The following is a 26,240-nucleotide window of genomic DNA, read 5'->3' as shown; positions in this document are numbered from 1 at the left end:
CTTTATAGCGTTATCCGGAATTAGAAAACAACGGGTAACAACTATCTGACCGATAAATCAGAAAACGACCGCTTTGCGGCGCAGCAACTCAATGAACAAACCGAGCTCGCGGCTGATGTGCTCACCTTTGCGCAGCAGCAAACCAAACGGCGCCAGTTGCACGTCCAGCTCGATCGGCAACGCGACCACCAGCCCCATTTTCAGGTAGTCGCGCAACGCGGTTTCCGAGAGCACCATGATCGCGTCGGTCAGTTGAATCAGCTGCTGCATCGAATAGACAGAGCTGCATTCGATGATGTCGGCCGGCGTCGGCAACGCCTGGCGCTGCAACGCTTGATCCAGACCAATCCGCGCCGGGCTGCTCTGCGGTTGCACAATCCATGGCCAACCGCTGACCAGTTCCGCGAGATCAAGTTTTTTGCGCTTCACCAACGGATGGCCGGCGTGCACCACCACCAACAGCCGTTCGTTACCCAATTGCTCGAATTGATAATGCTCGCTGTCGGTGGCGGCATTGCGGCGAGCAATGGCGAGGTCAATGCGGCCCTGCTCCAGCAGCTGAATCACCTGGTCGCTTGTGTCTCCCATGATGCGGATGCGCAGTTGCGGGTTGAGCGATTTTATTTCGGCAATCGAGTCCATCACCAGGTCCGGCGCGGCCCCCATGATCGTGCCGATCGACAAATAACCGTAACCCCCCTGCTGTCGAGCGATCAGGTCTTCGGCGCAACGGTCGAGACCACTGATCGCCGACTCGGCGAAACGAATCAGTTCACTGCCCAGCGCAGTCGGGCGCATTCCGCGAGGCAGGCGTTCGAAAAGATCGCAACCGAACATGTCTTCGATCTCATGCAGCATCCGCGTTGCCGCCGGTTGTGACATGTTCAGGCTTTGCGAAGCGCGATGCAGGTTCTGGCTGCTGCTGAGCGCGACGAGCATGTGCAGATGCTTGTAACGCAGGCGATTGAGCAGGCTGCGGGAAATGGCTGGAGTGGTCATGGCGAGCTCTTTTTTATCGATACCCTGAAGGTATCAGTTGTTAGCTAGATTCGATTTGTAACGCATCGATTCACCGCCGTACAGTCTTCTCCATAAGAACAAATGCCCTACCAAAGGAATACTGCGATGAAGACTCTACCCGCACCTCTGCTCGCCAAAATTTCCTGGCGGCTCCTGCCCTTCCTGCTGTTGATGTACATCATGGCCTTCCTCGACCGCGCCAACGTCGGGTTTGCCAAGCAAGCCTTTCAAGCCGACACCGGCATCAGCGACGCCGCTTTCGCCTTCGGCGCCGGGGTGTTCTTCGTCGGATACGCGCTGCTCGAAGTGCCGAGCAACCTGATCCTGCATCGCGTCGGCGCCCGGTTGTGGATGTGTCGCATCATGGTCACCTGGGGCCTGGTCTCTGCCGCCATGGTCTTCGCTCATAACGAAACCACCTTCTATGTCCTGCGCTTTTTGCTCGGCGTGGCTGAAGCCGGTTTCTTCCCCGGCGTGATTCTTTACCTGACTTACTGGTTTCCCAACGCCGTGCGCGGCAAGGCCATGGGTTTCTTCTACTTCGGCGCGCCGCTGGCGTTCATCTTCGGCAGCCCGCTGTCCGGCCTGCTTCTGGAAATGGACGGCTTTGCCGGTTTCCATGGCTGGCAATGGCTGTTCGCGGTGGAGGGCTTGATGGCCACCGCCGTGGGCATCTGGGCTTATTGGTACCTGGACAATCGCCCGGCAGATGCCAAATGGCTGACCGCTGAAGAACGCGTGCAGATCCAGACCCTGCTCGATCAGGAAGACAGTCACAAACAGAATCACGGTCGCAGTTTGCTGAACGTGTTGTGCCAACCGTCGGTGCTGTACTTGTGCCTGATTTACCTGCTGATTCAGGCCAGTGTCTACGGCGTCGTGTTTTACCTGCCGACTCAAGTCGGCGGCTTGCTGGGCACCAAAGTCGGGTTGATGGTCGGGCTGGTCACGGCGATTCCATGGATCTGCGCAATCGTTGCGGCCTACTTCATCCCCGGCTACAGCGACCGCACCGGCGAACGGCGCCACACTGCATGCCTGACCTTGCTGATGTCCGCCGCCGGTATCGCCTGCTCGGTGACGTTCAGCAGCCCGTTCCTCGGCATCATCGCCTTGTGCTTCGCCGCCTCCGGTTTCATCGCCGTGCAACCGGTGTTCTGGACTTTCCCTTCCAGCTATCTCGCAGGGAGCGCCGCCGCAGCGGGCATTGCCTTGATCAACTCGTTCGGCGCGCTCGGCGGGTTCATCGCCCCGGTCCTGAAGAACTGGGCTGAAGGCGCCTTCCAATCCCCGGCCGCCGGTTTGTATGTGCTGGCCGCCACCACTGTCATCGCCGCGTTGCTGGTCCTGGGCGTTCGCGCCCCCGGGCAAACAGCTTCGAACAAACCGGCCACCGTTTAAACCTGAGGAGTCAAACCATGGGCATTCCAACCATCAAACACGTGCGCGCTTTCACCTTGCGTGGAGGCGGTGCGGATTATCACGATCAGGCGGACGGTCACTGGATCGACGATCACATCGCCACGCCGATGAGCAAATACCCCGAGTACCGCCAGAGCCGCCGCACCTTCGGCATCAATGTGCTCGGCACCCTGGTGGTCGAGATTGAAGCCAGCGATGGCACCGTCGGTTTTGCCGTGACCACCGGCGGTGAACCGGCCGCTTACATCGTCGAGAAACACCTGGCGCGTTTTCTTGAAGGGGCGCGAGTGACCGACATCGAGAAAATCTGGGACCAGATGTACCAGTCGACTTTGTATTACGGGCGCAAGGGGATCGTCATCAACACGATTTCCGGGGTCGATCTGGCGCTCTGGGACTTGCTCGGCAAGATCCGCCAGGAACCGGTGCATCAGTTGCTCGGCGGTGCGGTGCGCGATGAATTGCAGTTCTACGCCACGGGTGCCCGTCCGGACCTGGCGCAGAAAATGGGTTTCATCGGCGGCAAGATGCCCTTGCACCATGGCCCGGCCGAGGGAGAAGAAGGCCTGCGCAAAAATCTCGAGGAACTGGCGACCATGCGCGAACGCGTCGGCCCGGACTTCTGGCTGATGCTCGATTGCTGGATGAGCCTGGACCCCAACTACGCGACCAGACTCGCTGTCGGCGCCCATGAACATGGCTTGAAGTGGATCGAAGAAGCGCTGCCGCCTGACGATTACTGGGGCTACGCGGCGCTGCGCAAGAACGTCCCCCAAGGCATGCTGGTGACCACTGGCGAGCACGAAGCAACCCGCTGGGGTTTCCGCATGCTGCTGGAAATGGGTTGCTGCGACATCATTCAGCCGGATGTCGGCTGGTGTGGCGGGATCACCGAACTGGTGAAAATTTCCGCCCTCGCCGACGCACACAACGCGCTGGTCATCCCCCATGGATCTTCGGTGTACAGCTATCACTTTGTCGCGACGCGGCATAACAGCCCGTTTGCAGAATTTTTGATGATGGCGCCGAAGGCTGATGAGGTGGTGCCGATGTTCCATCCGCAATTGCTCGGTGAACCGGTGCCGGTTAACGGTCGCATGCGCCTGTCGGCCCTCGACCAGCCGGGGTTCGGCGTGACGCTCAACCCGGAATGCCAACTGCATCGGCCGTATAACCGCTAAGAAGGAACCGTCATGAACATGCCTCACAATGCGTTTAAAGCGGCGCTGAGCAACAGCGCCACGCAATACGGCATCTGGGCCGGTTTCGCCACCGGTTACGCCGCCGAGATTGTCGCCACGACCGGTTACGACTGGATGTTGATAGACGGTGAACATGCGCCAAACACGGTGCCGGGCGTGCTCGCGCAGTTGCAAGCCGTCGCGCCCTATTCCACCGCGCCGGTGGTGCGCGCGGTGAACGGCGACGCCAGCCTGATCAAGCAACTGCTGGATATCGGCGCGCAGACCCTGATGATTCCAATGGTCGAAACCGCCGGGCAAGCCGCGGCGCTGGTCCGCGCCATGCGCTATCCGCCACACGGCATTCGCGGCGTCGGCGGCGGCTTGACCCGTGCTACACGGTGGGACGGCGTGCCGGACTACCTGACCACTGCCCATGAGCAGTTGTGCCTGATCGTGCAGGTCGAATCGCGCACCGGAGTGGAAAACGTCGAAGCCATCGCTGCCGTCGAAGGCGTTGACGCGGTGTTTATCGGCCCCGCGGATCTGTCCATCGGCCTCGGCCATGCTGGCAATCCAGGTCATCCCGAGGTTCAGGAACGCATTCAACACGCGGTGCAGGCCACGCTGGCGGCCGGCAAGGCCTGCGGGATTCTGGCGCCGAACGAAGACGACGCGCGCCGCTATCAAAGCTGGGGCTGCCAGTTCATTGCGGTGGCCATCGACATCAGCCTGTTACGCCAGAGCGCCACGGCGACCCTCGCCCGCTATCGCACCCCGGACCACGCCCCAGTACCGTCGCGTACCTATTGATCAGGAGTCGCCGCATGTCATCTGTGCCTGTTTACCAGAATTTCATCAACGGCCAATTTGTCGCCAGCGCCGCCCATCTTGAGGTCATCAACCCGGCCACCGGTGCCGTGCTGTCGAAGGTGCCAGCATCTACCGCTGAAGACGTTGACCGCGCCCTCGCCGCCGCCCGCACCGCGCAAAAAGACTGGTCGCGCACACCGGCCATCGAGCGCGCCGGGCATTTGCGGCGCATTGCCGCCAGGCTGCGGGAGAACGTTGCGCATTTGTCGCGCACCATCACCCTGGAACAAGGCAAGATCAGCTCCCTGGCGGAAGTCGAAGTCAACTTCACCGCTGATTACCTCGACTACATGGCGGAATGGGCGCGCCGCATCGAGGGCGAGATCATCACCAGCGACCGCCAGAACGAAAACATTTTCCTGTTCCGCAAACCGCTCGGTGTGGTTGCGGGGATTCTGCCGTGGAATTTTCCCTTCTTCCTGATCGCGCGCAAAATGGCCCCGGCGTTGCTGACCGGCAACACCATCGTCATCAAACCCAGCGAAGAGACGCCGAACAACTGTTTCGAATTCGCCCGTCTGGTCGCTGAAACCGACTTGCCGACCGGCGTGTTCAACGTGGTGTGTGGGGATGGTCGAGTCGGCGCTGCGTTGAGCGCGCATAAAGGCGTGGACATGATCAGCTTCACCGGTAGTGTCGACACCGGATCACGGATCATGGCCGCCGCCGCACCGAACATTACCAAGCTCAACCTCGAGTTGGGCGGCAAGGCGCCGGCGATTGTGTTGGCCGATGCCGATCTCGATCTGGCGGTGAAAGCCATCCGCGATTCGCGAATCATCAACAGTGGCCAGGTGTGCAACTGCGCTGAGCGAGTGTACGTCGAGCGCAAAGTGGCGGATGAGTTCATTGAACGGATCGCGGCGGCAATGAACGCGACCCGCTACGGCGACCCGATCTCGCGGCCGGATGTAGAGATGGGCCCGCTGATCAATCGTCAGGGACTGGAGAGCGTGGATCGCAAAGTGCGCACGGCGTTGAGCCAGGGCGCGAGTTTGATCAGCGGTGGCCAGGTGGCCGATCTGCCGAATGGCTTTCATTTTCAACCGACGGTACTGGCAGGCTGCAGTGCCGAAATGGAAATCATGCGAGAAGAGATTTTCGGTCCGGTGCTGCCCATCCAGATCGTCGATGACCTCGATGAAGCCATCGCCATGGCCAACGACTGTGATTATGGCCTGACCTCGTCGATCTACACCCGCGACCTGAGCAAAACCATGCAGGCCATGCGCGAGCTGGACTTCGGCGAGACTTACGTCAATCGGGAGAACTTCGAAGCGATGCAGGGTTTCCATGCCGGCGTGCGTAAATCCGGGATCGGCGGTGCGGACGGCAAGCATGGGTTGTATGAATACACGCATACGCATGCGGTGTATTTGCAGGGTTGAGAAAGCTAAATTTCAGGCACAAAAAACCCCGGTCTTTCGACCAGGGTTTTTGCTATCGACTCGAAGAGAACCAGTAGTTTTCTTCGTAGCTTCAAGGCGTTCAGTGGGCCTTGAGGCAGATATGGCGCAGCGGACGGGACTCGAACCCGCGACCCCCGGCGTGACAGGCCGGTATTCTAACCGACTGAACTACCGCTGCGTATCGCTTTGGACTTTCGCCCAAGTAACTCGTCTGACCAAAAACTCCGAGGTTGTTCGTCTCGGACTTTCAATCTCGAATCAGCTAAACCTGACCCGGAAAATATGGCGCAGCGGACGGGACTCGAACCCGCGACCCCCGGCGTGACAGGCCGGTATTCTAACCGACTGAACTACCGCTGCGCGTCGGTGGAGGCTTTTCAGCTTCCCTCTTGCTTGCGCAAGAGTCTCAAGAAGTGGTGGGTGATGACGGGATCGAACCGCCGACATTCTGCTTGTAAGGCAGACGCTCTCCCAGCTGAGCTAATCACCCTTTGCTTCTCCGAGGCCGCGAAATTTACGCACCTAACGAAGCTAAGTCAACAGCAGGATTGAAGTTTTTTCAAAACAGCTTCAAGTCGCATGCTACAAGCGGCAAGTAAAAGCAGGATGATGCATCGAGCCTCCACACAGGTCGCCTCTACTTGCCGCTTGTAGCTTGATGCATGCAGCGCCTACGCGTAGACCATCTTCTTGGTCATGCCGCCATCCACCACGAATTCCTGCCCCGTGACAAAACCCGCATTACGCGAAAGCAACCACGCCACCATCGCAGCAACATCCTCGACCGTCCCTACCCTGCCCGCCGGATGCTGCGCATGGTCGGCATCGGTCAACGGCTCGGCACGTCGCACAGAAGGATCCCGTGCATCGATCCAGCCCGGGCTGACGGCGTTGACACGAATCTCCGGCCCGAGGCTGATGGCCAACGCGTGAGTCAGGGCCAGCAAGCCGCCCTTGCTCGCCGCGTAAGCTTCGCTGTCAGGCTCCGACTGCCCGGCGCGGGTCGAGGCCAGGTTGACGATGGCGCCGCTGTGCGCCCGCAGGTACGGCGCGCAGTGCTTGGCCAACAGCATCGGTCCGCCGAGGTTCACCGCCAGCACCCGGTTCCAGTACGTCAGATCAAGGCTTTCCAGCGTGATGTTGTGCGGATCGGCCACCGCGGCGTTGCACACCAGCGCATCCAGTCGACCGAACTGCCCCAGCACTTCGGCAACGCCCAACGCGACCTGGCCTTCGTTCGAAACGTCCATGGCGATGAACCAGGCATTGTCACCCAGCACCTTTGCCACTTTCGAACCTCGCTCGCGGTCCAGATCGGTTAAAACCACTTGCCAGCCTTCGCTGATCAACCAGGCCGCGATCCCCAGCCCAATCCCGCGCGCGGCCCCCGTGACCAGCGCAACGCGGCCATGGGTTCCCGTGGCTGGCGTCGACAACTCGATCACAGGGCGGCCAAACCGCGCGCCAGATCGGCTTGCAGGTCTGCCACGTCTTCCAGGCCGACCGCCACGCGGATCAGGCTGTCACGAATGCCCGCCGCTTCGCGCTCTTGCGGAGCGAGACGACCATGGGAAGTGGTGCCTGGGTGGGTGATGGTGGTTTTACTGTCGCCCAGGTTGGCGGTGATCGAAATCAGGCGGGTCGCATCGATGAAGCGCCAGGCGCCGTCTTTTCCGCCCTTGACTTCGAAACTCACCACCGCGCCAAAACCTTTCTGCTGACGTTGAGCCAACTCATGCTGCGGATGACTTTTGAGGCCGGCGTAATGGACTTTCTCGATGCCGTCCTGTTGCTCCAGCCATTCGGCCAGTTGCTGGGCGTTGGCGCAGTGCGCCTTCATGCGCAGGCTCAAGGTCTCGAGACCCTTGAGGAAAATCCATGCGTTGAATGGGCTGAGAGTCGGCCCGGCAGTGCGCAGGAAACCCACTACTTCCTTCATCTGCTCGCTGCGACCAGCCACCACACCGCCCATGCAACGGCCTTGACCATCGATGAACTTGGTCGCCGAATGCACGACGATGTCTGCGCCCATCTTCAACGGCTGTTGCAGCGCAGGCGTGCAGAAGCAATTGTCGACGACCAGCATCGCGCCTTTGGCGTGGGCGATTTTCGACAGTTCGGCGATGTCCACGAGTTCGGCCAGCGGGTTGGACGGCGACTCGACGAACAGCAATCTGGTGTTGGCCCTGATCGAAGCCTCCCAACCGGACAGATCAGCCAGAGGCACGTAGTCGACTTCAATGCCGAAGCGTTTGAAGTACTTCTCGAACAGACTGATGGTGGAACCGAACACGCTGCGCGATACCAGCACATGATCACCGGCGCTGCATAAACTCATGACCACGGCCATGATCGCGGCCATGCCGGTAGCCGTGGCCACGGCTTGCTCGGCGCTTTCCAGCGCGGCAATGCGCTCTTCGAATGCACGAACGGTCGGATTGGTGTAACGCGAATAAACGTTGCCCGGCACTTCGCCGGCAAAGCGTGCGGCCGCGTCGGCCGCCGTACGGAAAACATAGCTTGAGGTGAAAAACATCGGCTCACCGTGTTCGCCTTCCGGCGTGCGGTGCTGACCGGCGCGTACGGCCAGGGTATCGAACGCTACGCCTTCGAGGTCGCTGTCCAGCCGACCGGCATCCCAATCCTGACTCATGCTGTCACTCCTTGCCCTGGTCTCGAAATAAAAAGTGTAGTAGATACGAAACCGGCCCCTCAGGGCCGGTAGAAACTCAGTTGTTATACAGATCAATGATCGCGCTGACTGCCTGCGTCTTGACCTTGGAGGCATCGTTACGCGCCTGCTCGATCTTGTTCAGATAAGCCTCGTCGACGTCGCCGGTGACGTACTGGCCGTCGAACACCGCGCAATCGAACTTGTCGATTTTGATCTTGCCGCCGCCGACCGCTTCGATCAAGTCGGGCAAGTCCTGGTAGATCAGCCAGTCGGCGCCGATCAGGTCAGCCACGTCCTGAGTCGAACGGTTGTGCGCGATCAGCTCGTGAGCGCTCGGCATGTCGATGCCATAGACGTTCGGGTAGCGAACGGCAGGCGCCGCAGAGCAGAAGTAAACGTTCTTGGCGCCGGCTTCACGAGCCATCTGGATAATCTGCTTGCAGGTGGTGCCGCGAACGATCGAGTCGTCCACCAGCATCACGTTCTTGCCGCGGAATTCCAGCTCGATGGCGTTGAGCTTCTGACGTACGGATTTCTTGCGTGCCGCCTGGCCCGGCATGATGAAGGTCCGGCCGATGTAGCGGTTCTTCACAAAGCCTTCACGGAACTTGACGCCCAAGTGGTTCGCCAGCTCCAGGGCCGCGGTGCGGCTGGTGTCCGGGATCGGGATGACCACGTCGATGTCGTGATCCGGGCGCTCACGCAGAATCTTGTCGGCGAGTTTCTCACCCATGCGCAGACGTGCCTTGTAAACCGATACGCCATCGATGATCGAATCCGGGCGCGCGAGGTAGACGTGTTCGAAAATGCACGGGGTCAACGACGGGTTGCTTGCGCACTGACGGGTGTGCAGTTTGCCGTCTTCAGTGATGTAGACCGCTTCGCCCGGTGCCAGATCGCGGATCAGAGTGAAACCGAGCACATCGAGTGACACGCTTTCGGAGGCGATCATGTACTCAACGCCTTCATCGGTATGACGCTGACCAAAGACGATCGGACGAATACCGTGCGGGTCGCGGAAACCGACGATGCCATAACCGGTCACCATCGCCACGACGGCGTAACCACCCACGCAACGGTTATGCACGTCAGTCACGGCGGCGAAGACATCTTCTTCCGTTGGCTGCAACTTGCCACGCTGGGCCAGCTCGTGCGCGAACACGTTCAGCAATACTTCCGAGTCGGAGTTGGTGTTGACGTGGCGCAGGTCAGATTCGTAAATCTCCTTGGCCAGCTGTTCAACGTTGGTCAGGTTACCGTTGTGCGCCAGGGTGATGCCGTAAGGCGAGTTGACGTAAAACGGCTGGGCCTCGGCCGAGGTCGAGCTGCCCGCGGTCGGATAACGCACATGGCCAATGCCCATGTGGCCGACGAGGCGCTGCATGTGACGCTGATGGAACACGTCACGCACCAGACCATTGTCCTTGCGCAGAAATAACCGGCCGTCATGGCTGGTCACGATACCGGCAGCGTCCTGGCCGCGGTGCTGGAGGACGGTTAGCGCGTCATACAGCGCCTGATTGACGTTCGACTTACCGACGATACCGACGATGCCACACATGCGACGCAACCCCTACTTTATGGATCTGAACTGAACAGCACTCACTGAGGCGTTTTCGCCGTCGGCAAGAGCTGTTCCTTGAACGGTATTTCAGCGGGTACGCTGATACCGCTGGCAAGCCACTGACTGCTCCACCCAAGGATCAGGTTTTTGGACCAGTCTGCGACCAATAGAAATTTTGGCACGAGCTGTGACTGCTGCCACCACCCATCCTGCTGTACCGGGCCCAGGCTCAACAGCCCGACCGCCACGACGACCAGCAACACGCCACGCGCGGCACCGAAAGCCATGCCGAGGAATCGATCGGTCCCGGACAGCCCGGTGACACGTACCAACTCGCCGATAAGATAATTGATCATTGCGCCAACGATCAGCGTGGCGACAAACATGATTGCGCAACCTGCGATCACGCGGGCTGAAGGCGTTTCGATGTATCCGGTGAGGTGTTCGGACAATGCGCCACCGAACATCCAGGCGACGACTCCTGCGATGATCCAGGTCACCAGCGATAATGCTTCTTTGACGAAGCCGCGGCTCAGACTGATCAATGCGGAGATGGCGATGATTGCTACGATCGCCCAGTCAACCCAGGTAAATGGCACAGTGCAGCCTACAGACAGATAAGGCGGCGCATTTTAGCAGAGCACGTGCTGATCGGTAAGCTGCGATTGTCAGTGCATTTCAAATGGGGGCGATAGCGTTAACCCTATGGAAGCCGCGGAGTTTCTCATAGCAGCTGGCGCAGGCTGCGCCAGCTGCTGCAGGGTGTGTTAGCCGCGCTCTGGCTGGAAGCGCACGACAAAACCCTTGAGGTTTTGCTGGCGATTGAGCAGATCACGCAGACGATCGGCTTCGGCACGCTCGATCAGCGGCCCGACAAACACCCGATTCTTGCCGTCGGCCGTGCGGATGTAGGCGTTATAGCCCTGGCTTCGCAGGGTTTTCTGCAGGTTTTCCGCGCTCGCACGGTTCGCCAGGCTTGCGAGTTGCACCGACCAACTGACTGAGAGGCCATTGGCATCAACACGACTTTGCGTGGTGTCAGGCTTGCCCGGCGCAGCCGTGATGGGCTGGCTTGGTGCGGTCGTTGGTTTGGTGACCGGCGGAACAGCAACAGGTGCAGGAGGTGGCGTAACCGGCTTGGCGGCAGCCGCCGGTGCCACGGGCACAGCGGGTGCAGCTGGGGCAACAGGCGCGGAAGGCTCTTCCTGCCGGGCGATTTCGTCATCGCTCGGCACCGGCTCCTGCGGCAGGGCTTGCGGCTCTGGCACCACCACCGGCTCGACCTGCACCTGCGGCACCGCAGGCACTTGCGGAGCAGCCGGCGCGTCCACCGTGACCTGGCGCTGTTCATCCTGACGGGAGAACAACATCGGCAGGAAGATCACCGCCAGCGCCACCAGAACCAGAGCGCCAACCATGCGTTGCTTATATGCCTTATCCAGCAATGCCATTTGCCGCTTCCTCCGTGGAGCGCCGGGCCAGCCATTCAAGGGCCTCGGCGACACAATAAAATGATCCGAACAACAGAATCTCATCGTCGTTCGTCGCTTGCGCACACTGCCCTTCCAAAGCGGCGGTAACGCTGTCATACGACGCTACCGAAGCACCAAGGTTCTGCAATGCCGCGCACAAATCGGCCACCGGCCGTGCGCGGGCAGAATCCAGCGGCGCAACGGCCCAATGCTGGACACTAGCATTCAATTCACCGACGACGCCATCCAGGTCCTTGTCCGCAAGCAAGCCAAATACCGCCAGACGCTTGCCGACCGGTGGTCGACCGGTCAGATGCCGAGCCAGGTATTGGGCCGCGTGCGGGTTGTGCCCCACGTCCAGCAACAGGTTCAGCCGCTTGCCCTGCCACTCGAACCGGCGACGATCGAGCCGTCCGACCACACGGGTGGCTTTCAGCGCCCGGATGATCTGCTCATCCACCCAAGGCAAGCCGAGCAGCAGGTACGCCTGCAATGCCAGCGCCGCGTTCTCCATGGGCAGATCGAGCAAAGGCAGATCGTGCAGCTCGACGACGCGCCCTTGAGCATCGAGACCGCGCCATTGCCAGTTGTTATCCGTTACGCCCAGGTCAAAATCGCGCCCCCGCAGGAAAAACGGGCAAGCCAGCTCGCGAGCTTTGTCCAGCAGAGGTTGCGGAGGATTAAGATCGCCGCACAGCGCAGGCGCACCCTGACGGAAAATCCCGGCCTTTTCGTAAGCCACGGATTCACGGGTGTCACCCAGATAATCGGCGTGATCGACGCCAATACTGGTGACCAGCGCAATGTCGGCGTCCACCACGTTGACCGTGTCCAGACGCCCACCAAGGCCGACTTCAAGCACCACGGCGTCCAGCGCTGACTGTTGAAACAACCAGAACGCCGCCAAGGTGCCCATCTCGAAATACGTCAGGGACGTGTCGCCGCGCCCCGCTTCCACTGCGGCAAAGGCTGCGCACAGCTGGGCGTCAGTCGCTTCGACGCCATTGACCTGCACCCGCTCGTTATACCGCAGCAGGTGCGGAGAATTGTAGACACCGACTTTGAGGCCCTGCGCGATCAGCAATGACGCCAGGAATGCACAGGTAGAACCCTTGCCGTTGGTGCCGGTGACCGTGATCACCCGAGGCGCCGGCTGGCCCAGTCCCATGCGGGACGCTACCCGTTGCGAGCGCTCAAGGCCCATGTCGATGGCCGACGGGTGCAACTGCTCGAGGTAGGCGAGCCACTCGCCAAGGGTACGTTCGGTCATAGGCCGGCAGGAACCGGCGGAACCACGATCGGCTCGACAGGTGCAGCGACGAATTGGGGCGTCGGCTGGCCGGTCAATTGCGCCAGCAGGTTACCCAGGCGCGGACGCAGCTCCTGACGGTGGATGATCATGTCGATCGCACCGTGTTCCAGCAGGAATTCACTGCGCTGGAAACCTTCCGGCAGTTTTTCGCGAACGGTTTGCTCGATCACGCGCGGACCGGCAAAGCCGATCAGGGCTTTTGGCTCGCCGACGATCACGTCGCCGAGCATCGCCAGGCTGGCAGAAACGCCGCCATAGACTGGGTCGGTCAGCACCGAGATGAACGGGATGCCTTCTTCACGCAGACGCGCCAGCACCGCGGAGGTCTTGGCCATTTGCATCAGGGAAATAAGGGCTTCCTGCATCCGTGCACCACCGGAAGCGGCGAAGCAGATCATCGGGCACTTGTTTTCCAGGGCGTAGTTGGCGGCGCGAACAAAACGCTCACCGACGATCGCACCCATCGAACCACCCATAAAGGAGAATTCGAACGCAGACACCACCACCGGCATGCCCAGCAAGGTGCCGCTCATGGAAATCAACGCGTCTTTTTCACCGGTCTGCTTTTGCGCAGCGGTCAGGCGGTCCTTGTATTTCTTGCCGTCGCGGAATTTCAGACGGTCGACTGGCTCCAGGTCCGCGCCCAGCTCGTTGCGGCCTTCGGCGTCGAGGAAAATATCAATGCGGGCGCGCGCGCCGATACGCATGTGGTGATTGCACTTGGGGCAGACGTCCAGGGTCTTTTCCAACTCCGGACGGTACAGCACCGCTTCGCAAGACGGGCATTTGTGCCACAGACCTTCAGGCACCGAGCTCTTCTTGACCTCGGAACGCATGATCGAAGGGATCAGTTTGTCTACCAACCAGTTGCTCATGCTTTCTTTCTCCAGTACCGGCGACCCGAACGCTCTGGTTCGCGGCCCCGCGTATGCCCTTGAGCTAAATTCATGTGTGTGGCGATGATTGCGGGAGGCCGGATCAGCTTAATGTGACCTGCGTACACCCCGAAAACCCTCAGCCATGCCTGTGGACGGCGGCAGTGTGCCAGCCGTCACATCAGGTAACGCGTACTGCCTCGATGAATGCCTTGATCTTCGCGTGATCCTTGATGCCCTTGCTCGCCTCTACGCCGCCGCTGACGTCCACCGCGTAAGGCCGAACCCGTGCAATCGCCTCGGCGACGTTATCCGGAGTCAGGCCGCCCGCGAGGATGATTGGCTTGCTCAGGCCTTGCGGTATCAGAGACCAGTCGAACGCTTTACCGGTTCCGCCGGGCACGCCTTCCACGTAAGCATCCAGCAAGATGCCGCTGGCACTCGCAAAGGCGTCGCAGGCGCCAGCGATGTCATCGCCCGCCTTGACCCGCAACGCCTTGATGTACGGGCGATGCCAGCCTTCGCACGCCTCGACGGTTTCGTCACCATGGAACTGGAGCAGGTCCAGCGGCACGGCATCGAGGATTTCCCCGAGTTCGCAGCGGCTGGCATTGACGAACAGGCCAACGGTGGTCACAAACGGCGGCAGCGCTTTGATGATCGAGCGCGCCTGCTGGAACGTTACTGCCCGCGGGCTCTTGGCGTAGAACACAAAACCGATGGCATCGGCACCGGCCTCGACCGCCGCCAACGCATCCTCTATGCGGGTAATCCCGCAAATCTTGCTGCGAACGGCTGACATGTCGATAAAACCTCGGGGCCAATCAGTGAAGTCCCGGATGGTAACAAATGCGTTCGAGGGCGTCAGCCGTCAAGTTCGGCGAAACCGGTCAGGAAGTGTGGGCCGATGTAACGCTGCGGCAAATCAAACTCGTCGCGGTACTCGACCTGCACCAGATACAGGCCGAACGGGTGAGCCGTGACGCCACCGGAACGGCGAATGCGACTTTCCAGTACTTCCTTCATCCATTCCACCGGCCGCTCGCCGGTACCAATCGTCATCAGTACCCCCGCGATATTGCGCACCATGTGATGCAGAAAAGCACTGGCACGGATGTCGAGGACGATCATTTTGCCGTGACGCGTGACGCGCAGGTGATGCAGCTCCTTGATCGGCGATTTGGCTTGGCACTGACCCGCGCGAAACGCGCTGAAATCATGGGTGCCGACCAGATATCGAGCAGCCTCGGCCATGCGCTCGACGTCAAGCGGACGGTGGTTCCAGGTGATTTCTTCGTTCAGGTGCGCCGGACGGATCTGGTCGTTGTAGATGACGTAACGATAGCGACGGGCGATCGCCTTGAAGCGCGCGTGGAAATGCGCCGGCATGACTTTGGCCCAGGTAACACTGACATCGTGAGGCAAATTGATGTTGGCGCCCATGACCCACGCTTTCATCGACCGCTCGACCGGGGTGTCGAAATGCACAACCTGCCCGCAGGCGTGCACGCCAGCGTCCGTGCGCCCGGCACAGAGTAGCGAGACAGGTGAATCGGCCACCTTGGACAACGCGTTTTCCAGGGTTTCCTGCACGGTGAGCACGCCGGACGCCTGACGTTGCCAGCCGCGGTAGCGCGAGCCTTTGTATTCAACGCCCAACGCGATTCGGAACAAGCCCTCGGGCGCCATTTCGGCGGCCGGATTATCTATGTTTGCCAAGGGGTGACAGCCTGCTGAGGTACGCAAAGGCGGGCATTATAAGGCGACGGGACGGGGATGCCAGTGGATCAACGCACCAAACGAAAACGGCAGCCACATCGGGCTGCCGTTCATTTACCGCTTATGGCCGATCAAACCAGGCGCGAGAGCATCTCCCGGGCTTCGCTCTTCTGACCGTCATCACCCTCGCCTACCACTTCGTTGAGGATGTCGCGGGCGCCGTCGGCGTCGCCCATATCGATGTAGGCCTGAGCCAGGTCGAGCTTGGTCGCGACTTCGTCGGTGCCCGAGAGGAAATCGAAATCCGGCTCGTCTGCAGCCGAAGCCAGCGCATCTTCTTCGGTAAACGTCGGCTCCGCCATGCTCAGCGACAGACGATCAAGCTCGGCGTTGACGTCGTTCAGCTCAGCCGCAAAGGCGTCCGGCGCATCCATTTCATCTGCCAGCGACAGGTCGAAATCGGCTGGCAGCTCCAGATCATCTACCGCGGGTTCAGGAGCCGCCTGCACTGGCGCGTCCGGCAGATCCTTTGGCTCATCACCCAGACTCAATAGAAAATCGTCTTCGGCCAACGTTGCCGGAGACGGCTCATTGCCCAGGTCCATGTCCAGATCGAAATCCGACAGGTCGTCGAGATTTTCCTTGGTCTCGGTCTGCTCTTGCAGCACCGAGGCAAAGCTCAGGTCGTCATCCACCGGGAACTCGTCGAGCCCGGCTGCAGGCTCAGGCGCTGGCCCCGGCTCTGGCGTAACCACCGCAGGCGAGGCAGTTTCCAGGTCATCCAGACTCAGGTCGAACGCGCTGTCGAAGTCTTCATCGGCCGCGACCGGCGCGGGTTCTTCCTGTTCGTCCAGCAACAGGTCCTTGACGTATTGTGCGTCCAGCTCCGCAGCCAGAGCAGCCGCCGCGAGGCCACCGGCGGCGACAACAGCCATGGCCGGGAAGCGGCTTTTCAGCTCCTCGACGCGGGCGAAATTTTCGCCGTTGGCGACGAGTTGACGTTCCTGGACCACGAACGCATCGCGGTCGCCCTGCTGACCGTAGACTTCCATCAGCTTGAGGCGCAGGTCACTGCGCTGAGGCTCCTCTTTGATGCCGTCTTCGAGCAACGCAGCGGCCTGATTCAGACGACCGGCAGCGATATGCGACTCGGCCTTGGTCAGAACGTCGGCATCCGGATCGCCGGAGGGCGAAACCAGTGGCGCGGCGATCGGCGGTGTAACGATCACGGGCGCAATCACCGGTGCCGGAGTTGGCACTGGCGCAGGGGCTGGAGCTGGAGCAGTGACGAGATTGACACTGGGTGGCGGAACTTCCAGGCCTTCGAAACTGCTTTCCGGCAGGTCGTGTTCGGCCGAGAACTCCTGCTCCTCGGACAACGCGCGAGCCATGCGCACGTGCTTCTCGGCTTCCTGCCGGGCTTTGCGCCGACGTGCCAGCAACAGCAGCAACAGCAGCAGCACCACAGCCCCGCCGCCGATCAGACCCAGCAGCACCGGGTTGGTCAGCAGGTCATTGAATTTTTGCTCGTCGGATGACGCCACAGCGGGCTCCACGGGCGTCTGGGCGGGCGCCGGGACCGCCTCGGGAGCCGCAGCCGTATCAGGCGCAGACGCTTGCGGCAAGGCTTGCGTCGGGGCCGCCGCAGGGTTCGGCGCCAATTCAGCGGAGATCACCGGGGCGGTCGCGACAGCTCCCGATGCATCCGGCGTACCGGCAGGGGCCGCAGCACCGGCGCCCCCTTCGGCCTGCAATTTGGCCAGCTGATTGTTCTTCAATTCGAGCAGACGCTGCAGCTTGTCCAGCTGACTTTGCAAATCGTTCATGCGGCTTTTCAGCTCGGCATTGTCACGACGGGTGGTGTCGAGACTTTCCTGCGTGAGCGCCAGCTTGTTGTTCAACGCTTTGGCGTCGCCCCCCGCGCCTTTAGCACCGGCGTTGGCCGCTTCAGCAGAAACCAGACTCAGTTTGTCCTGAGCGGGTTGCGTCGGCGTGCCCTCGGTGCGTGCACGGTTGGTGGCATCGAGTTGCTGCTGGCCCGCACCTGTCTTCGGCGTATAGCGACGACCCTGCCGCCACGCGGTGTTTTGCGCCGCTACTTCAGCGACAGCCGCCGGCTGAGCAAGGTCGGTGCTTTGCGTCTGGTCCGGCAGGCGCAGCACCTGACCGGTTTTCAGCAGATTGATATTGCCGTTGATGAAGGCATCCGGGTTCAACGCCTGGATCGCCAGCATGGTTTGCTGGATCGAACCACCGTTACGCGCCTTCGCAGCAATTTCCCACAGGGTATCGCGCGGCGTAGTGGTGTATTGGGTGGTATTTGTGATTTTTGCGGCAGCGGTGACCGGCGCGGTAACGGCTTGCGTCGGTGCCGGTTGCGCAGCCGCGTCGGCCGTTTGCGGTGAGAATTTGGACGGATCAAGCAGCACGCTGTAATCGCGCAACAAGCGGCCGTTAGGCCACGTCACCTGAACCAGGAATTTGAACATCGGTTCGGACAGCGGCTTGCTGGACGTAATGCGCAAGATGCTTTTGCCACCGGGGTTGAGCACCGGGGTGAAACTCAGGTCGTTGAGGAACGCCTGACGGTCCACCCCTGCCCTGACGAAATCTTCTGGATACGCCAGGCTCGGCACCACTTCGGCAGCGGTGAGATCCTTGACGTCGAGCAATTCGATTTCTGCGTCCAGCGGCTGGTTCACCGACGACTTGAGGGTCAGTTCCCCGAGGCCGAGGGCATGCGCCATACCGGAGGACAGCGCCGAGGCGGCCGCTATTGCTAACACCAGTTTGCGAACTTGAACCATAGCCTCTTCCTTTGTTTGAACATTCCTCGGCCAGCGAGAAGGTGTTGATTAGCCGCTGCCGTAAGGCATTGCGCGCGGCGGCGAAGGGTCGTCGCGCGCGATCGTTTCATTCGTGCCCGAAGAGCCCGCAGGGTGACTCGCCGGATGCATCCGGCCAAGCATAACGCCGGGCAAGAATCATTCTGCAATTTGTTTCAAATATCTTTCACAGCAGGTCTTTTATCAACAATTCAGCCACCTGCACAGCATTCAGCGCCGCGCCTTTGCGCACGTTATCTGACGTCAGCCACACATTAAGTTCCGACGGGTCGTCGATTCCCGCACGAACCCGACCAACGTAGACAACATCCTGCCCGACCGCGTCACCGACGGCAGTCGGGTAATCGCCGGTCTCGACCAGCTCTATACCTGGGGCGGCTTCCAGTGCTGCGTTGACTTTTGCAAGGTCGACGGCATTGGCTGATTGCAGGCTCACGCTATAGCTATCGCCAAAAAACACCGGGGCTTGAATGCAAGTGACGGAAATCTTCAGCGAAGGCAGTGCCATGACCTGACGCAGCTCACGCACCAGGCGTTTTTCCAGCAGTGTATGGCCCTGCTCGTCCGGTTTGCCGACCTGGGCCAGCAAGTTGAACGCCATCTGCCGGTCGAAGAATGTCGGCTCCAGCGGGCGCACATTGAGCAGCTCGGCGGTTTGCCGGGCCAGTTCGGTTACGGCCTCGCGGCCCTGGGCGGAAACGGCCAGAGCGGCGGTCAGGTTAATGCGTTGCAGATCCAGCAAGCCGAGCAAGGGTGCCAGCACCACCGCCAGGGTGGTGGCGGCCGGGCTCGGGCTGCTCACCTGAACCGGCGGCTTCAGACTGGTGAGTATTTCTGCATTGGCCTCGGGCACAACCTGCGGCGCCTGATCAGCGGGCAAAGCGCCGGACAAATCAATCACCGAGCAACCGGCAGCGGTGGCGCGCGGGGCGAAACTGAGGGTGACTGCCGGGCCGGCAGCGAAGAATACCAATTGCACTTTGCTGAACTCGAACGCATCGACCTCACGCACACGCACGTTCTTGCCGCGAAACGGTACAGAGTGCCCGGCGGATTCGCTACTGGCCAACAGGTGCAGCTCGCCGACCGGGAAGTCGCGTTCTTCGAGGATCTGCACGAGCGTTTCGCCGACAGTTCCGGTGGCGCCGATCACGGCAATATCAAAGGACTGGGTCATGGTTCTACCTCTGGCGAAACGGGGGAGCGGCACTTTACCGGGTGGTGGGGGTGCAGGCAATTTCTGGGCGCACCCTTGTAGCACCTGCCGAAGGCTGCGTTCGAGGACTAAGTCCTCGTACTGGCATCTTTTCAGTCATTTCAGAGCATCGCGAGCTTAGTTTTACGACTGCTTCGCAGCCGGACGCCCGAACGCGGCCCGCTTCGCCAGCTGCTACAGGTCGACAGGAGAGCATAAAAAACCCGCACCTCTTTAAAGGCGCGGGCTCCTTCCTTACTTCAATCAATCAACGCTCAAGCAGAATCCGCAACATGCGACGCAGCGGTTCAGCGGCGCCCCACAGCAGCTGGTCGCCGACGGTGAATGCGCCGACGAACTGCGACCCCATGTTGAGCTTGCGCAGTCGGCCTACCGGCACATTCAGGGTGCCGGTAACCTTGGTCGGGCTCAGCTCCTGCATGCTGATATCGCGGTTGTTCGGCACCAGTTTTACCCAAGGGTTGTGCTGGCTGATCAGCCCTTCGATGTCGGCAATCGGTACGTCTTTGTTCAGCTTGATGGTCAGCGCCTGGCTATGGCAACGCATGGCGCCGATGCGCACGCAGATGCCGTCAACCGGAATCGGGCTCTTGAAGCGACCCAGGATCTTGTTGGTTTCAGCCTGGGCTTTCCACTCCTCGCGGCTCTGGCCGTTCGGCAATTCCTTGTCGATCCACGGGATCAGGCTACCGGCCAACGGTACGCCGAAGTTTTCCGTCGGGTACGCGTCGCTGCGCATGGCCTCGGCCACACGTCGGTCGATGTCGAGGATGGCGCTGGCCGGATCAGCCAGTTGATCGGCGACGGCGGCGTGGGTGGCGCCCATCTGCTTGATCAGTTCACGCATGTTCTGCGCGCCGGCGCCGGAAGCCGCCTGATAAGTCATGGCGCTCATCCACTCGACCAGACCGGCTTCGAACAGCCCGCCCAGCCCCATCAGCATCAGGCTGACGGTGCAATTGCCGCCGATGTAGTTTTTGGTGCCGGCATCGAGTTGCTGATCAATGACCTTGCGGTTCACCGGGTCGAGGACGATGACTGCATCATCCTGCATGCGCAGGCTCGACGCAGCGTCGATCCAGTAACCCTGCCAGCCGGCTTCACGCAGTTTCGGGAACACTTCGCTGGTGTAGTCGCCGCCCTGACAGGTCAGAATCACGTCGAGGGTTTTCAGCTCTTCAATGCTGTAAGCGTCCTTGAGCGGAGCAATGTCCTTGCCCACGGACGGGCCTTGGCCACCGACATTGGAAGTGGTGAAAAACACCGGCTCGATGAGATCGAAATCCTGCTCTTCCAGCATCCGCTGCATGAGCACGGAACCGACCATACCGCGCCAACCGATCAGACCTACACGTTTCATCGCAACTACACCTTCTTGAAAAGTGGGCCGCTGCTTTCAGAGTTGAAAGTGGCAGCGGGCCCGAGAGATTACAGATTCCGCAGCGCGGCGACTACTGCGTCGCCCATTTCCTGCGTACCGACTTTGGTGCAACCGGCCGACCAGATATCACCGGTGCGCAGCCCCTGATCCAGCACCAGGCTCACGGCTTTCTCGATGGCGTCCGCCGCATCCTGCTGATTGAAGCTGTAACGCAACATCATCGACACCGACAAAATGGTCGCCAGCGGGTTGGCAATGCCCTGGCCGGCGATGTCCGGCGCGGAACCGTGGCACGGCTCGTACATGCCCTTGTTGTTGGCGTCCAGAGAGGCCGACGGCAGCATACCGATGGAACCGGTGAGCATCGACGCCTGATCGGACAGGATGTCGCCGAACAGGTTGTCGGTGACGATCACGTCGAACTGCTTCGGCGCACGCACCAGTTGCATCGCGGCGTTATCGACGTACATGTGGCTGAGTTCGACGTCCGGGTAATCCTTGGCCACCTGCTCGACGATTTCGCGCCACAGCTGACTGGAGGCCAGTACGTTGGCCTTGTCCACCGAGCAGACTTTCCTGCCACGCACGCGGGCCATGTCGAAGCCGACACGGGCGATGCGACGGATTTCACTTTCACTGTACGGCAGCGTGTCGTACGCCTGGCGCTCGCCGTTTTCCAGCGTGCGGGTGCCGCGCGGTGCGCCGAAGTAGATGCCGCCGGTCAGTTCACGGACGATCAGGATGTCCAGGCCCGCGACAATTTCCGGTTTCAGGCTCGACGCTTCGGCCAGTTGCGGATAAAGAATCGCGGGACGCAGATTGCCGAACAGGCCCAGTTGCGCACGAATCTTCAGCAGGCCGCGCTCCGGGCGAATGTCGCGTTCGATGGTGTCCCATTTCGGACCGCCAACAGCGCCCAGCAGCACGGCGTCGGCAGCGCGAGCACGATCGAGGGTTTCGTCGGCCAACGGTACGCCGTGCTTGTCGATCGCGGCGCCGCCAATCACGTCGTGGCTCAATTCGAAGTCCAGGCTGTACTTGTCGTTTGCCAGTTCCAGCACCTTGACCGCCTCGGCCATGATTTCCGGACCAATACCGTCGCCTGGGAGAATCAGAATCTGCTTGCTCATGCTTTCCTCATGTCATCAGTCGGCGCGCCCGTGAGCGCGCCCGGAAAAATTCAAATGTCGCAGCGCTTATTTTTCAGCCCATAACACCAGCACATCCGTGCTGAACGAGCCATCCGCCTCGATCTCGAAATAGTCGCGCACCTCATTGCCCATTGACTGCTGCAGCTCGCGAATGGCCGCGCGCATCACCTGTGGCGTGCGCATGCGCTCAACCCACGAGTTGTACTCCAGACGCAAGCGTTGACGCGATGTACTGCGAGTGTGAAGCCCCGCTTCGCTGACCTGACGCAACCACTCTCCGGCGGAATAATCGCGCACATGGCTGGTGTCGCGCAGCACTTCGACGCTTTGCAAATAGGTGTCGAACAGCGGACTGCCCGGTGACAACACGTCGATGAATGCCGCCACGCCACCGGGTTTCAGCACCCGGCGAACTTCGCGCAGGGCCAAACCAAGGTCGCTCCAATGGTGCGCCGAATAGCGGCTGAAGACGAAGTCGAATTCACCCTCGGCAAACGGCAGGCGCTCGGCGGCACCGTGAACGGTGCTGATGTTCCCCAGATCACGATCAATTGCCGCGGCTGCGACCACATCGAGCATTTGTTGCGACAAGTCGTAAGCCACCACTTCCCTGACCAGCGGGGCGACATGAAAACTCACGTGGCCGGCACCGCAACCCAGGTCCAGTACACGGGCATCACCCTGCCCGGCCAGCTCGGCCTGTAGCAGTGCGAATTCGGTGCCCTGAGCGTGAACGGCGCTGCTCAGGTACGCGGCGGCCTGTTCACCGAATTGCTTTTGGACGACCTGGGTGTGCCGGGCGGTGCGGGTCATGGGGAAATTCCTTTTGTGTGTGAGTCTTGTGCTGCCTGGGCCACCGTCATCGCGAGCAAGCTCGCTCCCACAGGGGTTTCGTGAACCCTGCACATCCAATGCGGGAGCGAGCTTGCTCGCGATCGGGCCGGTACGGACTATCGGGAACTACGCATCACGAAACAACCAAGGCTGACTGGCCCGATGCTTGCCTTCAAACGTCGCAATTGCCTCGTGGTCCTGCAAGGTCAGGCCAATATCGTCCAGACCGTTGAGCAGGCAATGCTTGCGGAACGCATCGATCTCAAAGCCCAACACCTTGCCATCCGGACGGGTCACGGTCTGGGCTTGCAGATCCACCTGCAGTTGATAACCCGGATTCGCCTCGACCTGCTTGAACAATTCATCCACTTCAGCGTCGTTCAGGATGATCGGCAACAAGCCGTTCTTGAAGCTGTTATTGAAGAAGATGTCGGCATAGCTCGGCGCGATGATGCTGCGAAAACCGTATTCTTCCAGGGCCCACGGCGCGTGCTCACGGCTGGAGCCGCAGCCGAAATTTTCCCGGGCCAGCAACACGCTGGCCCCCTGATAACGCTCGGCGTTGAGGACGAAGTCCTTGTTCAACGGGCGCTTGGAGTTGTCCTGATACGGCTGGCCGACATCCAGATAACGCCATTCATCGAACAGGTTAGGGCCAAAGCCTGTGCGCTTGATCGATTTCAAAAACTGCTTCGGGATGATCTGGTCGGTGTCGACGTTGGCACGATCCAGAGGCGCGACAAGTCCAGTGTGCTGGGTAAAAGCTCTCATGCTGCGCTCCTTCAGATCAATTCACGGACGTCGACAAAACGACCATTTACCGCGGCGGCGGCGGCCATGGCCGGGCTCACGAGGTGGGTTCGACCACCGGCGCCCTGACGGCCTTCGAAGTTACGGTTGGAGGTCGAGGCGCAGTGCTCGCCCGACTCCAGGCGGTCCGGGTTCATCGCCAGACACATCGAGCACCCCGGCTCGCGCCATTCAAAACCGGCCTCGAGGAAAATCTTGTCGAGGCCTTCCGATTCCGCTTGGGCTTTGACCAGACCCGAACCCGGCACCACGATCGCCTGCTTGATGGTCGAAGCCACCTTGCGACCCTTGGCGATGACAGCTGCTGCGCGCAAATCCTCGATCCGCGAATTGGTGCAGGAACCGATGAAAACACGGTCCAGCTGAATGTCGGTGATCGCCTGATTGGCGGTCAGGCCCATGTATTTCAGGGCGCGCTCGATCGAGCCACGCTTGACCAGATCGGCTTCCTGCGCCGGGTCCGGCACGTTTTGATCAACGGCAAGGACCATCTCCGGCGACGTGCCCCAGCTGACTTGCGGTTTGATCCGGGTAGCGTCGAGTTCGACCACGGTGTCGAACACCGCATCGGCGTCGGACACCAGGTCTTTCCACGCTTCGACTGCCAGGTCCCATTCTGCGCCTTTCGGGGCAAAGGGCCGGCCCTTCACGTAGGCCACGGTTTTTTCATCGGCAGCAACCAGGCCGACGCGTGCGCCCGCCTCGATGGACATGTTGCAGATGGTCATACGCCCTTCGACGGACAGGTCGCGAATCGCGCTGCCGGCGAATTCGATCGCGTGGCCATTACCGCCGGCCGTGCCGATCTTGCCGATCACCGCCAGGACGATGTCCTTGGCCGTCACGCCGAACGGCAACCGGCCTTCGACCGAGACCAGCATATTTTTCATTTTTTTGGCGACCAGGCACTGCGTGGCGAGCACATGTTCGACCTCGGAAGTGCCAATGCCGTGGGCCAACGCGCCGAATGCGCCGTGAGTCGAGGTGTGCGAATCGCCGCACACCACGGTCATGCCAGGCAAGGTCGCGCCCTGCTCCGGGCCGATGACATGGACGATGCCCTGACGCACGTCATTCATTTTGAATTCGACGATGCCGTATTCATCGCAGTTGTCATCGAGGGTCTGAACCTGCAAACGCGAGACCTGGTCGGCAATGGCTTCGATGCCGCCCTTGCGCTCCGGAGTAGTCGGTACGTTGTGGTCGGGGGTGGCGATGTTGGCATCGATGCGCCAGGGCTTGCGACCGGCCAGACGCAGGCCTTCGAAGGCTTGCGGCGAGGTCACTTCGTGGATGATGTGACGATCGATATAGATCAGCGCAGAGCCATCGTCGCGCTGTTTGACCAAATGCGAATCCCAGAGCTTGTCGTAGAGCGTTTTGCCGGCCATCAGACGTTTTCCTCATCAGCGTATTTCTATGCCCCGGGCTTCGAGAAACTCAATAACCCTTTGGCTTGTGAGGTCGATCCTAGGGGGTTACATTAAATAACTCAAATTCATATTTTTTATGCTTTGGATAACCAACTGGAATACTGCAAATGGACCTCGCCAACCTCAATGCCTTTATTGCCATCGCCGAGACCGGCAGCTTCTCCGGCGCAGGCGAACGGCTGCACCTGACACAGCCGGCCATCAGCAAGCGTATTGCCGGGCTTGAGCAGCAATTGAAAGTACGACTGTTTGATCGATTGGGCCGGGAAGTTGGCCTGACCGAGGCCGGACGCGCCTTGCTGCCCCGGGCTTACCAGATTCTGAATGTGCTGGACGATACACGGCGCGCGCTGACCAATCTGACTGGCGAGGTGAGCGGCCGTCTGACGCTGGCGACCAGTCACCACATCGGCTTGCATCGCTTGCCACCGGTGTTGCGCGCGTTTACTCGCCAATACCCACAGGTTGCGCTGGATATTCAGTTCCTTGATTCGGAAGTGGCCTACGAGGAAATCCTGCACGGCCGCGCGGAACTGGCGGTGATCACCCTGGCGCCCGAGCCGCACACCTTGGTCAAGGCGACGCCGGTGTGGGACGACCCGCTGGATTTCGTGGTCGCCCCTGAACATTCGTTGATCAGCAATGGCGCGGTCAGTCTGGCCGATATCGCTTTGCATCCGGCCGTTTTCCCGGGCGGCAATACCTTTACCCACCATATCGTCCAGCGCCTGTTCGAGGCACAAGGGCTGACCCCGAATATCGCCATGAGCACCAATTATCTGGAAACCATAAAGATGATGGTCTCCATCGGCCTGGCCTGGAGCGTGCTGCCCCGCACAATGCTCGATGACCAGGTCGCAAGCATCCCATTGCCGGGCATACAGCTCACTCGCCAGCTAGGCTATATCGTGCACACCGAACGGACGCTGTCGAACGCCGCGAAAGCCTTTATGGCTTTGCTGGACGCGCAAATCGATCTGCCAGGGACTCAAGGCTGAGTTGTGCGACTCCTGTAGAGCCAGATTCCCGGTCACTAACGCCTTAATCA

22 protein-coding genes and 3 tRNA genes are annotated in these 26,240 nt (G+C 60.6%); 5 read left to right on the top strand and 20 right to left on the bottom strand.

All coding sequences use genetic code 11. The features are described from left to right. Window positions 1-57 precede the first annotated feature (57 nt). Window positions 58-999: a LysR family transcriptional regulator gene (locus ACYZT1_RS10875; protein ID WP_462018926.1), complete on the bottom strand. Its 942-nt coding sequence runs from the start codon at window positions 997-999 to the stop codon at window positions 58-60. Window positions 1,000-1,125: 126 nt separating this feature from the next. Here ACYZT1_RS10875 and ACYZT1_RS10870 point away from each other — a divergent pair, with 126 nt between their 5' ends. From ACYZT1_RS10870 to aldA, 4 genes are read left to right on the top strand one after another with little or no spacing between them, the layout of a single operon-like run. Continuing rightward, complete coding sequence (locus ACYZT1_RS10870) at window positions 1,126-2,421, top strand: MFS transporter (RefSeq protein ID WP_462018925.1); 1,296 nt, start codon at window positions 1,126-1,128, stop codon at window positions 2,419-2,421. A gap of 17 nt (window positions 2,422-2,438) precedes the next feature. Next, complete coding sequence (gene rhmD, locus ACYZT1_RS10865; protein WP_462018924.1) at window positions 2,439-3,623, top strand: L-rhamnonate dehydratase; 1,185 nt, start codon at window positions 2,439-2,441, stop codon at window positions 3,621-3,623. Between the two features lie 12 nt (window positions 3,624-3,635). After that, the gene (locus ACYZT1_RS10860; RefSeq protein ID WP_462018923.1) at window positions 3,636-4,436 is read left to right on the top strand and encodes an aldolase/citrate lyase family protein; all 801 of its coding nucleotides are present in this window, start codon (window positions 3,636-3,638) and stop codon (window positions 4,434-4,436) included. A gap of 14 nt (window positions 4,437-4,450) precedes the next feature. Further along, window positions 4,451-5,884, top strand: a complete 1,434-nt coding sequence (aldA, locus tag ACYZT1_RS10855; RefSeq protein ID WP_462018922.1) for an aldehyde dehydrogenase — start codon at window positions 4,451-4,453, stop codon at window positions 5,882-5,884. 122 nt (window positions 5,885-6,006) lie between these two features. On the opposite strand, the gene ACYZT1_RS10850 is transcribed toward aldA, so the two are convergent. The 19 genes from ACYZT1_RS10850 to leuC form a co-directional block, all read right to left on the bottom strand. Continuing rightward, window positions 6,007-6,083, bottom strand: a tRNA-Asp gene (locus tag ACYZT1_RS10850). Window positions 6,084-6,188: 105 nt separating this feature from the next. Continuing rightward, window positions 6,189-6,265, bottom strand: a tRNA-Asp gene (locus ACYZT1_RS10845). A 54-nt stretch (window positions 6,266-6,319) separates the two neighbouring features. Beyond that, window positions 6,320-6,395: transfer RNA gene (locus ACYZT1_RS10840), tRNA-Val, on the bottom strand. Window positions 6,396-6,576: 181 nt separating this feature from the next. Next, a complete protein-coding gene (locus tag ACYZT1_RS10835) occupies window positions 6,577-7,350 on the bottom strand; it encodes an SDR family oxidoreductase (protein ID WP_462018921.1) in 774 nt (257 codons plus the stop codon). After that, entirely contained in the window at window positions 7,347-8,558 is a 1,212-nt protein-coding gene (locus tag ACYZT1_RS10830; RefSeq protein WP_462018920.1) for an O-succinylhomoserine sulfhydrylase, read from the bottom strand. Before ACYZT1_RS10830 ends, ACYZT1_RS10835 begins: the two co-directional genes overlap by 4 nt. A gap of 76 nt (window positions 8,559-8,634) precedes the next feature. Beyond that, the gene (gene purF / locus ACYZT1_RS10825) at window positions 8,635-10,140 is read right to left on the bottom strand and encodes an amidophosphoribosyltransferase (protein WP_462018919.1); all 1,506 of its coding nucleotides are present in this window, start codon (window positions 10,138-10,140) and stop codon (window positions 8,635-8,637) included. Window positions 10,141-10,181: 41 nt separating this feature from the next. Further along, window positions 10,182-10,742, bottom strand: coding sequence for a CvpA family protein (locus ACYZT1_RS10820; RefSeq protein WP_462018918.1), 561 nt, complete (start codon window positions 10,740-10,742; stop codon window positions 10,182-10,184). A gap of 168 nt (window positions 10,743-10,910) precedes the next feature. Continuing rightward, window positions 10,911-11,594, bottom strand: coding sequence for an SPOR domain-containing protein (locus ACYZT1_RS10815; RefSeq protein ID WP_462018917.1), 684 nt, complete (start codon window positions 11,592-11,594; stop codon window positions 10,911-10,913). Beyond that, a complete protein-coding gene (folC, locus tag ACYZT1_RS10810) occupies window positions 11,578-12,885 on the bottom strand; it encodes a bifunctional tetrahydrofolate synthase/dihydrofolate synthase (protein WP_462018916.1) in 1,308 nt (435 codons plus the stop codon). Before folC ends, ACYZT1_RS10815 begins: the two co-directional genes overlap by 17 nt. Next, a complete protein-coding gene (accD, locus tag ACYZT1_RS10805; protein WP_462018915.1) occupies window positions 12,882-13,802 on the bottom strand; it encodes an acetyl-CoA carboxylase, carboxyltransferase subunit beta in 921 nt (306 codons plus the stop codon). Before accD ends, folC begins: the two co-directional genes overlap by 4 nt. A 181-nt stretch (window positions 13,803-13,983) precedes the next feature. Then, the gene (locus ACYZT1_RS10800) at window positions 13,984-14,604 is read right to left on the bottom strand and encodes a phosphoribosylanthranilate isomerase (RefSeq protein WP_462018914.1); all 621 of its coding nucleotides are present in this window, start codon (window positions 14,602-14,604) and stop codon (window positions 13,984-13,986) included. A 62-nt stretch (window positions 14,605-14,666) separates the two neighbouring features. Continuing rightward, window positions 14,667-15,491, bottom strand: a complete 825-nt coding sequence (truA, locus tag ACYZT1_RS10795) for a tRNA pseudouridine(38-40) synthase TruA (protein WP_462019225.1) — start codon at window positions 15,489-15,491, stop codon at window positions 14,667-14,669. A gap of 161 nt (window positions 15,492-15,652) precedes the next feature. Next, window positions 15,653-18,328 (bottom strand): FimV/HubP family polar landmark protein, encoded by a 2,676-nt coding sequence (locus ACYZT1_RS10790; RefSeq protein WP_462018913.1) that lies wholly within the window; start codon window positions 18,326-18,328, stop codon window positions 15,653-15,655. A gap of 205 nt (window positions 18,329-18,533) precedes the next feature. Further along, the gene (locus ACYZT1_RS10785) at window positions 18,534-19,544 is read right to left on the bottom strand and encodes an aspartate-semialdehyde dehydrogenase (protein ID WP_462018912.1); all 1,011 of its coding nucleotides are present in this window, start codon (window positions 19,542-19,544) and stop codon (window positions 18,534-18,536) included. Between the two features lie 286 nt (window positions 19,545-19,830). Beyond that, complete coding sequence (gene asd, locus ACYZT1_RS10780; protein WP_046026895.1) at window positions 19,831-20,943, bottom strand: aspartate-semialdehyde dehydrogenase; 1,113 nt, start codon at window positions 20,941-20,943, stop codon at window positions 19,831-19,833. A 68-nt stretch (window positions 20,944-21,011) separates the two neighbouring features. Then, the gene (leuB, locus tag ACYZT1_RS10775) at window positions 21,012-22,094 is read right to left on the bottom strand and encodes a 3-isopropylmalate dehydrogenase (protein ID WP_462018911.1); all 1,083 of its coding nucleotides are present in this window, start codon (window positions 22,092-22,094) and stop codon (window positions 21,012-21,014) included. Between the two features lie 66 nt (window positions 22,095-22,160). Continuing rightward, a complete protein-coding gene (locus ACYZT1_RS10770) occupies window positions 22,161-22,928 on the bottom strand; it encodes a class I SAM-dependent methyltransferase (protein ID WP_462018910.1) in 768 nt (255 codons plus the stop codon). Between the two features lie 147 nt (window positions 22,929-23,075). Beyond that, window positions 23,076-23,720, bottom strand: coding sequence for a 3-isopropylmalate dehydratase small subunit (gene leuD, locus ACYZT1_RS10765; RefSeq protein WP_462018909.1), 645 nt, complete (start codon window positions 23,718-23,720; stop codon window positions 23,076-23,078). An 11-nt stretch (window positions 23,721-23,731) separates the two neighbouring features. Next, entirely contained in the window at window positions 23,732-25,150 is a 1,419-nt protein-coding gene (gene leuC, locus ACYZT1_RS10760) for a 3-isopropylmalate dehydratase large subunit (RefSeq protein ID WP_462018908.1), read from the bottom strand. Between the two features lie 149 nt (window positions 25,151-25,299). Here leuC and ACYZT1_RS10755 point away from each other — a divergent pair, with 149 nt between their 5' ends. Beyond that, complete coding sequence (locus tag ACYZT1_RS10755; RefSeq protein ID WP_462018907.1) at window positions 25,300-26,190, top strand: LysR family transcriptional regulator; 891 nt, start codon at window positions 25,300-25,302, stop codon at window positions 26,188-26,190. Window positions 26,191-26,240: the final 50 nt, after the last annotated feature.

This window comes from Pseudomonas sp. PB3P13, from assembly GCF_054897735.1.
Note: the sequence above shows the minus strand (reverse complement) of the source record. Positions and strands in the feature narration are given on the sequence as shown.

What these genes read in the sequence shown, in the direction of transcription:
- truA (WP_462019225.1), bottom strand. Translation starts at nt 15,491, where the DNA reads ATGGCGCCCGAGGGCTTGTTCCGAATCGCGTTGGGCGTTGAATACAAA.
- purF (WP_462018919.1), bottom strand. Translation starts at nt 10,140, where the DNA reads ATGTGTGGCATCGTCGGTATCGTCGGTAAGTCGAACGTCAATCAGGCG.
- leuD (WP_462018909.1), bottom strand. Translation starts at nt 23,720, where the DNA reads ATGAGAGCTTTTACCCAGCACACTGGACTTGTCGCGCCTCTGGATCGT.
- ACYZT1_RS10785 (WP_462018912.1), bottom strand. Translation starts at nt 19,544, where the DNA reads ATGACCCAGTCCTTTGATATTGCCGTGATCGGCGCCACCGGAACTGTC.
- ACYZT1_RS10875 (WP_462018926.1), bottom strand. Translation starts at nt 999, where the DNA reads ATGACCACTCCAGCCATTTCCCGCAGCCTGCTCAATCGCCTGCGTTAC.
- ACYZT1_RS10800 (WP_462018914.1), bottom strand. Translation starts at nt 14,604, where the DNA reads ATGTCAGCCGTTCGCAGCAAGATTTGCGGGATTACCCGCATAGAGGAT.
- ACYZT1_RS10860 (WP_462018923.1), top strand. Translation starts at nt 3,636, where the DNA reads ATGAACATGCCTCACAATGCGTTTAAAGCGGCGCTGAGCAACAGCGCC.
- aldA (WP_462018922.1), top strand. Translation starts at nt 4,451, where the DNA reads ATGTCATCTGTGCCTGTTTACCAGAATTTCATCAACGGCCAATTTGTC.
- ACYZT1_RS10770 (WP_462018910.1), bottom strand. Translation starts at nt 22,928, where the DNA reads ATGACCCGCACCGCCCGGCACACCCAGGTCGTCCAAAAGCAATTCGGT.
- asd (WP_046026895.1), bottom strand. Translation starts at nt 20,943, where the DNA reads ATGAAACGTGTAGGTCTGATCGGTTGGCGCGGTATGGTCGGTTCCGTG.
- leuB (WP_462018911.1), bottom strand. Translation starts at nt 22,094, where the DNA reads ATGAGCAAGCAGATTCTGATTCTCCCAGGCGACGGTATTGGTCCGGAA.
- ACYZT1_RS10830 (WP_462018920.1), bottom strand. Translation starts at nt 8,558, where the DNA reads ATGAGTCAGGATTGGGATGCCGGTCGGCTGGACAGCGACCTCGAAGGC.
- accD (WP_462018915.1), bottom strand. Translation starts at nt 13,802, where the DNA reads ATGAGCAACTGGTTGGTAGACAAACTGATCCCTTCGATCATGCGTTCC.
- ACYZT1_RS10790 (WP_462018913.1), bottom strand. Translation starts at nt 18,328, where the DNA reads ATGGTTCAAGTTCGCAAACTGGTGTTAGCAATAGCGGCCGCCTCGGCG.
- rhmD (WP_462018924.1), top strand. Translation starts at nt 2,439, where the DNA reads ATGGGCATTCCAACCATCAAACACGTGCGCGCTTTCACCTTGCGTGGA.
- leuC (WP_462018908.1), bottom strand. Translation starts at nt 25,150, where the DNA reads ATGGCCGGCAAAACGCTCTACGACAAGCTCTGGGATTCGCATTTGGTC.
- ACYZT1_RS10870 (WP_462018925.1), top strand. Translation starts at nt 1,126, where the DNA reads ATGAAGACTCTACCCGCACCTCTGCTCGCCAAAATTTCCTGGCGGCTC.
- ACYZT1_RS10815 (WP_462018917.1), bottom strand. Translation starts at nt 11,594, where the DNA reads ATGGCATTGCTGGATAAGGCATATAAGCAACGCATGGTTGGCGCTCTG.
- folC (WP_462018916.1), bottom strand. Translation starts at nt 12,885, where the DNA reads ATGACCGAACGTACCCTTGGCGAGTGGCTCGCCTACCTCGAGCAGTTG.
- ACYZT1_RS10755 (WP_462018907.1), top strand. Translation starts at nt 25,300, where the DNA reads ATGGACCTCGCCAACCTCAATGCCTTTATTGCCATCGCCGAGACCGGC.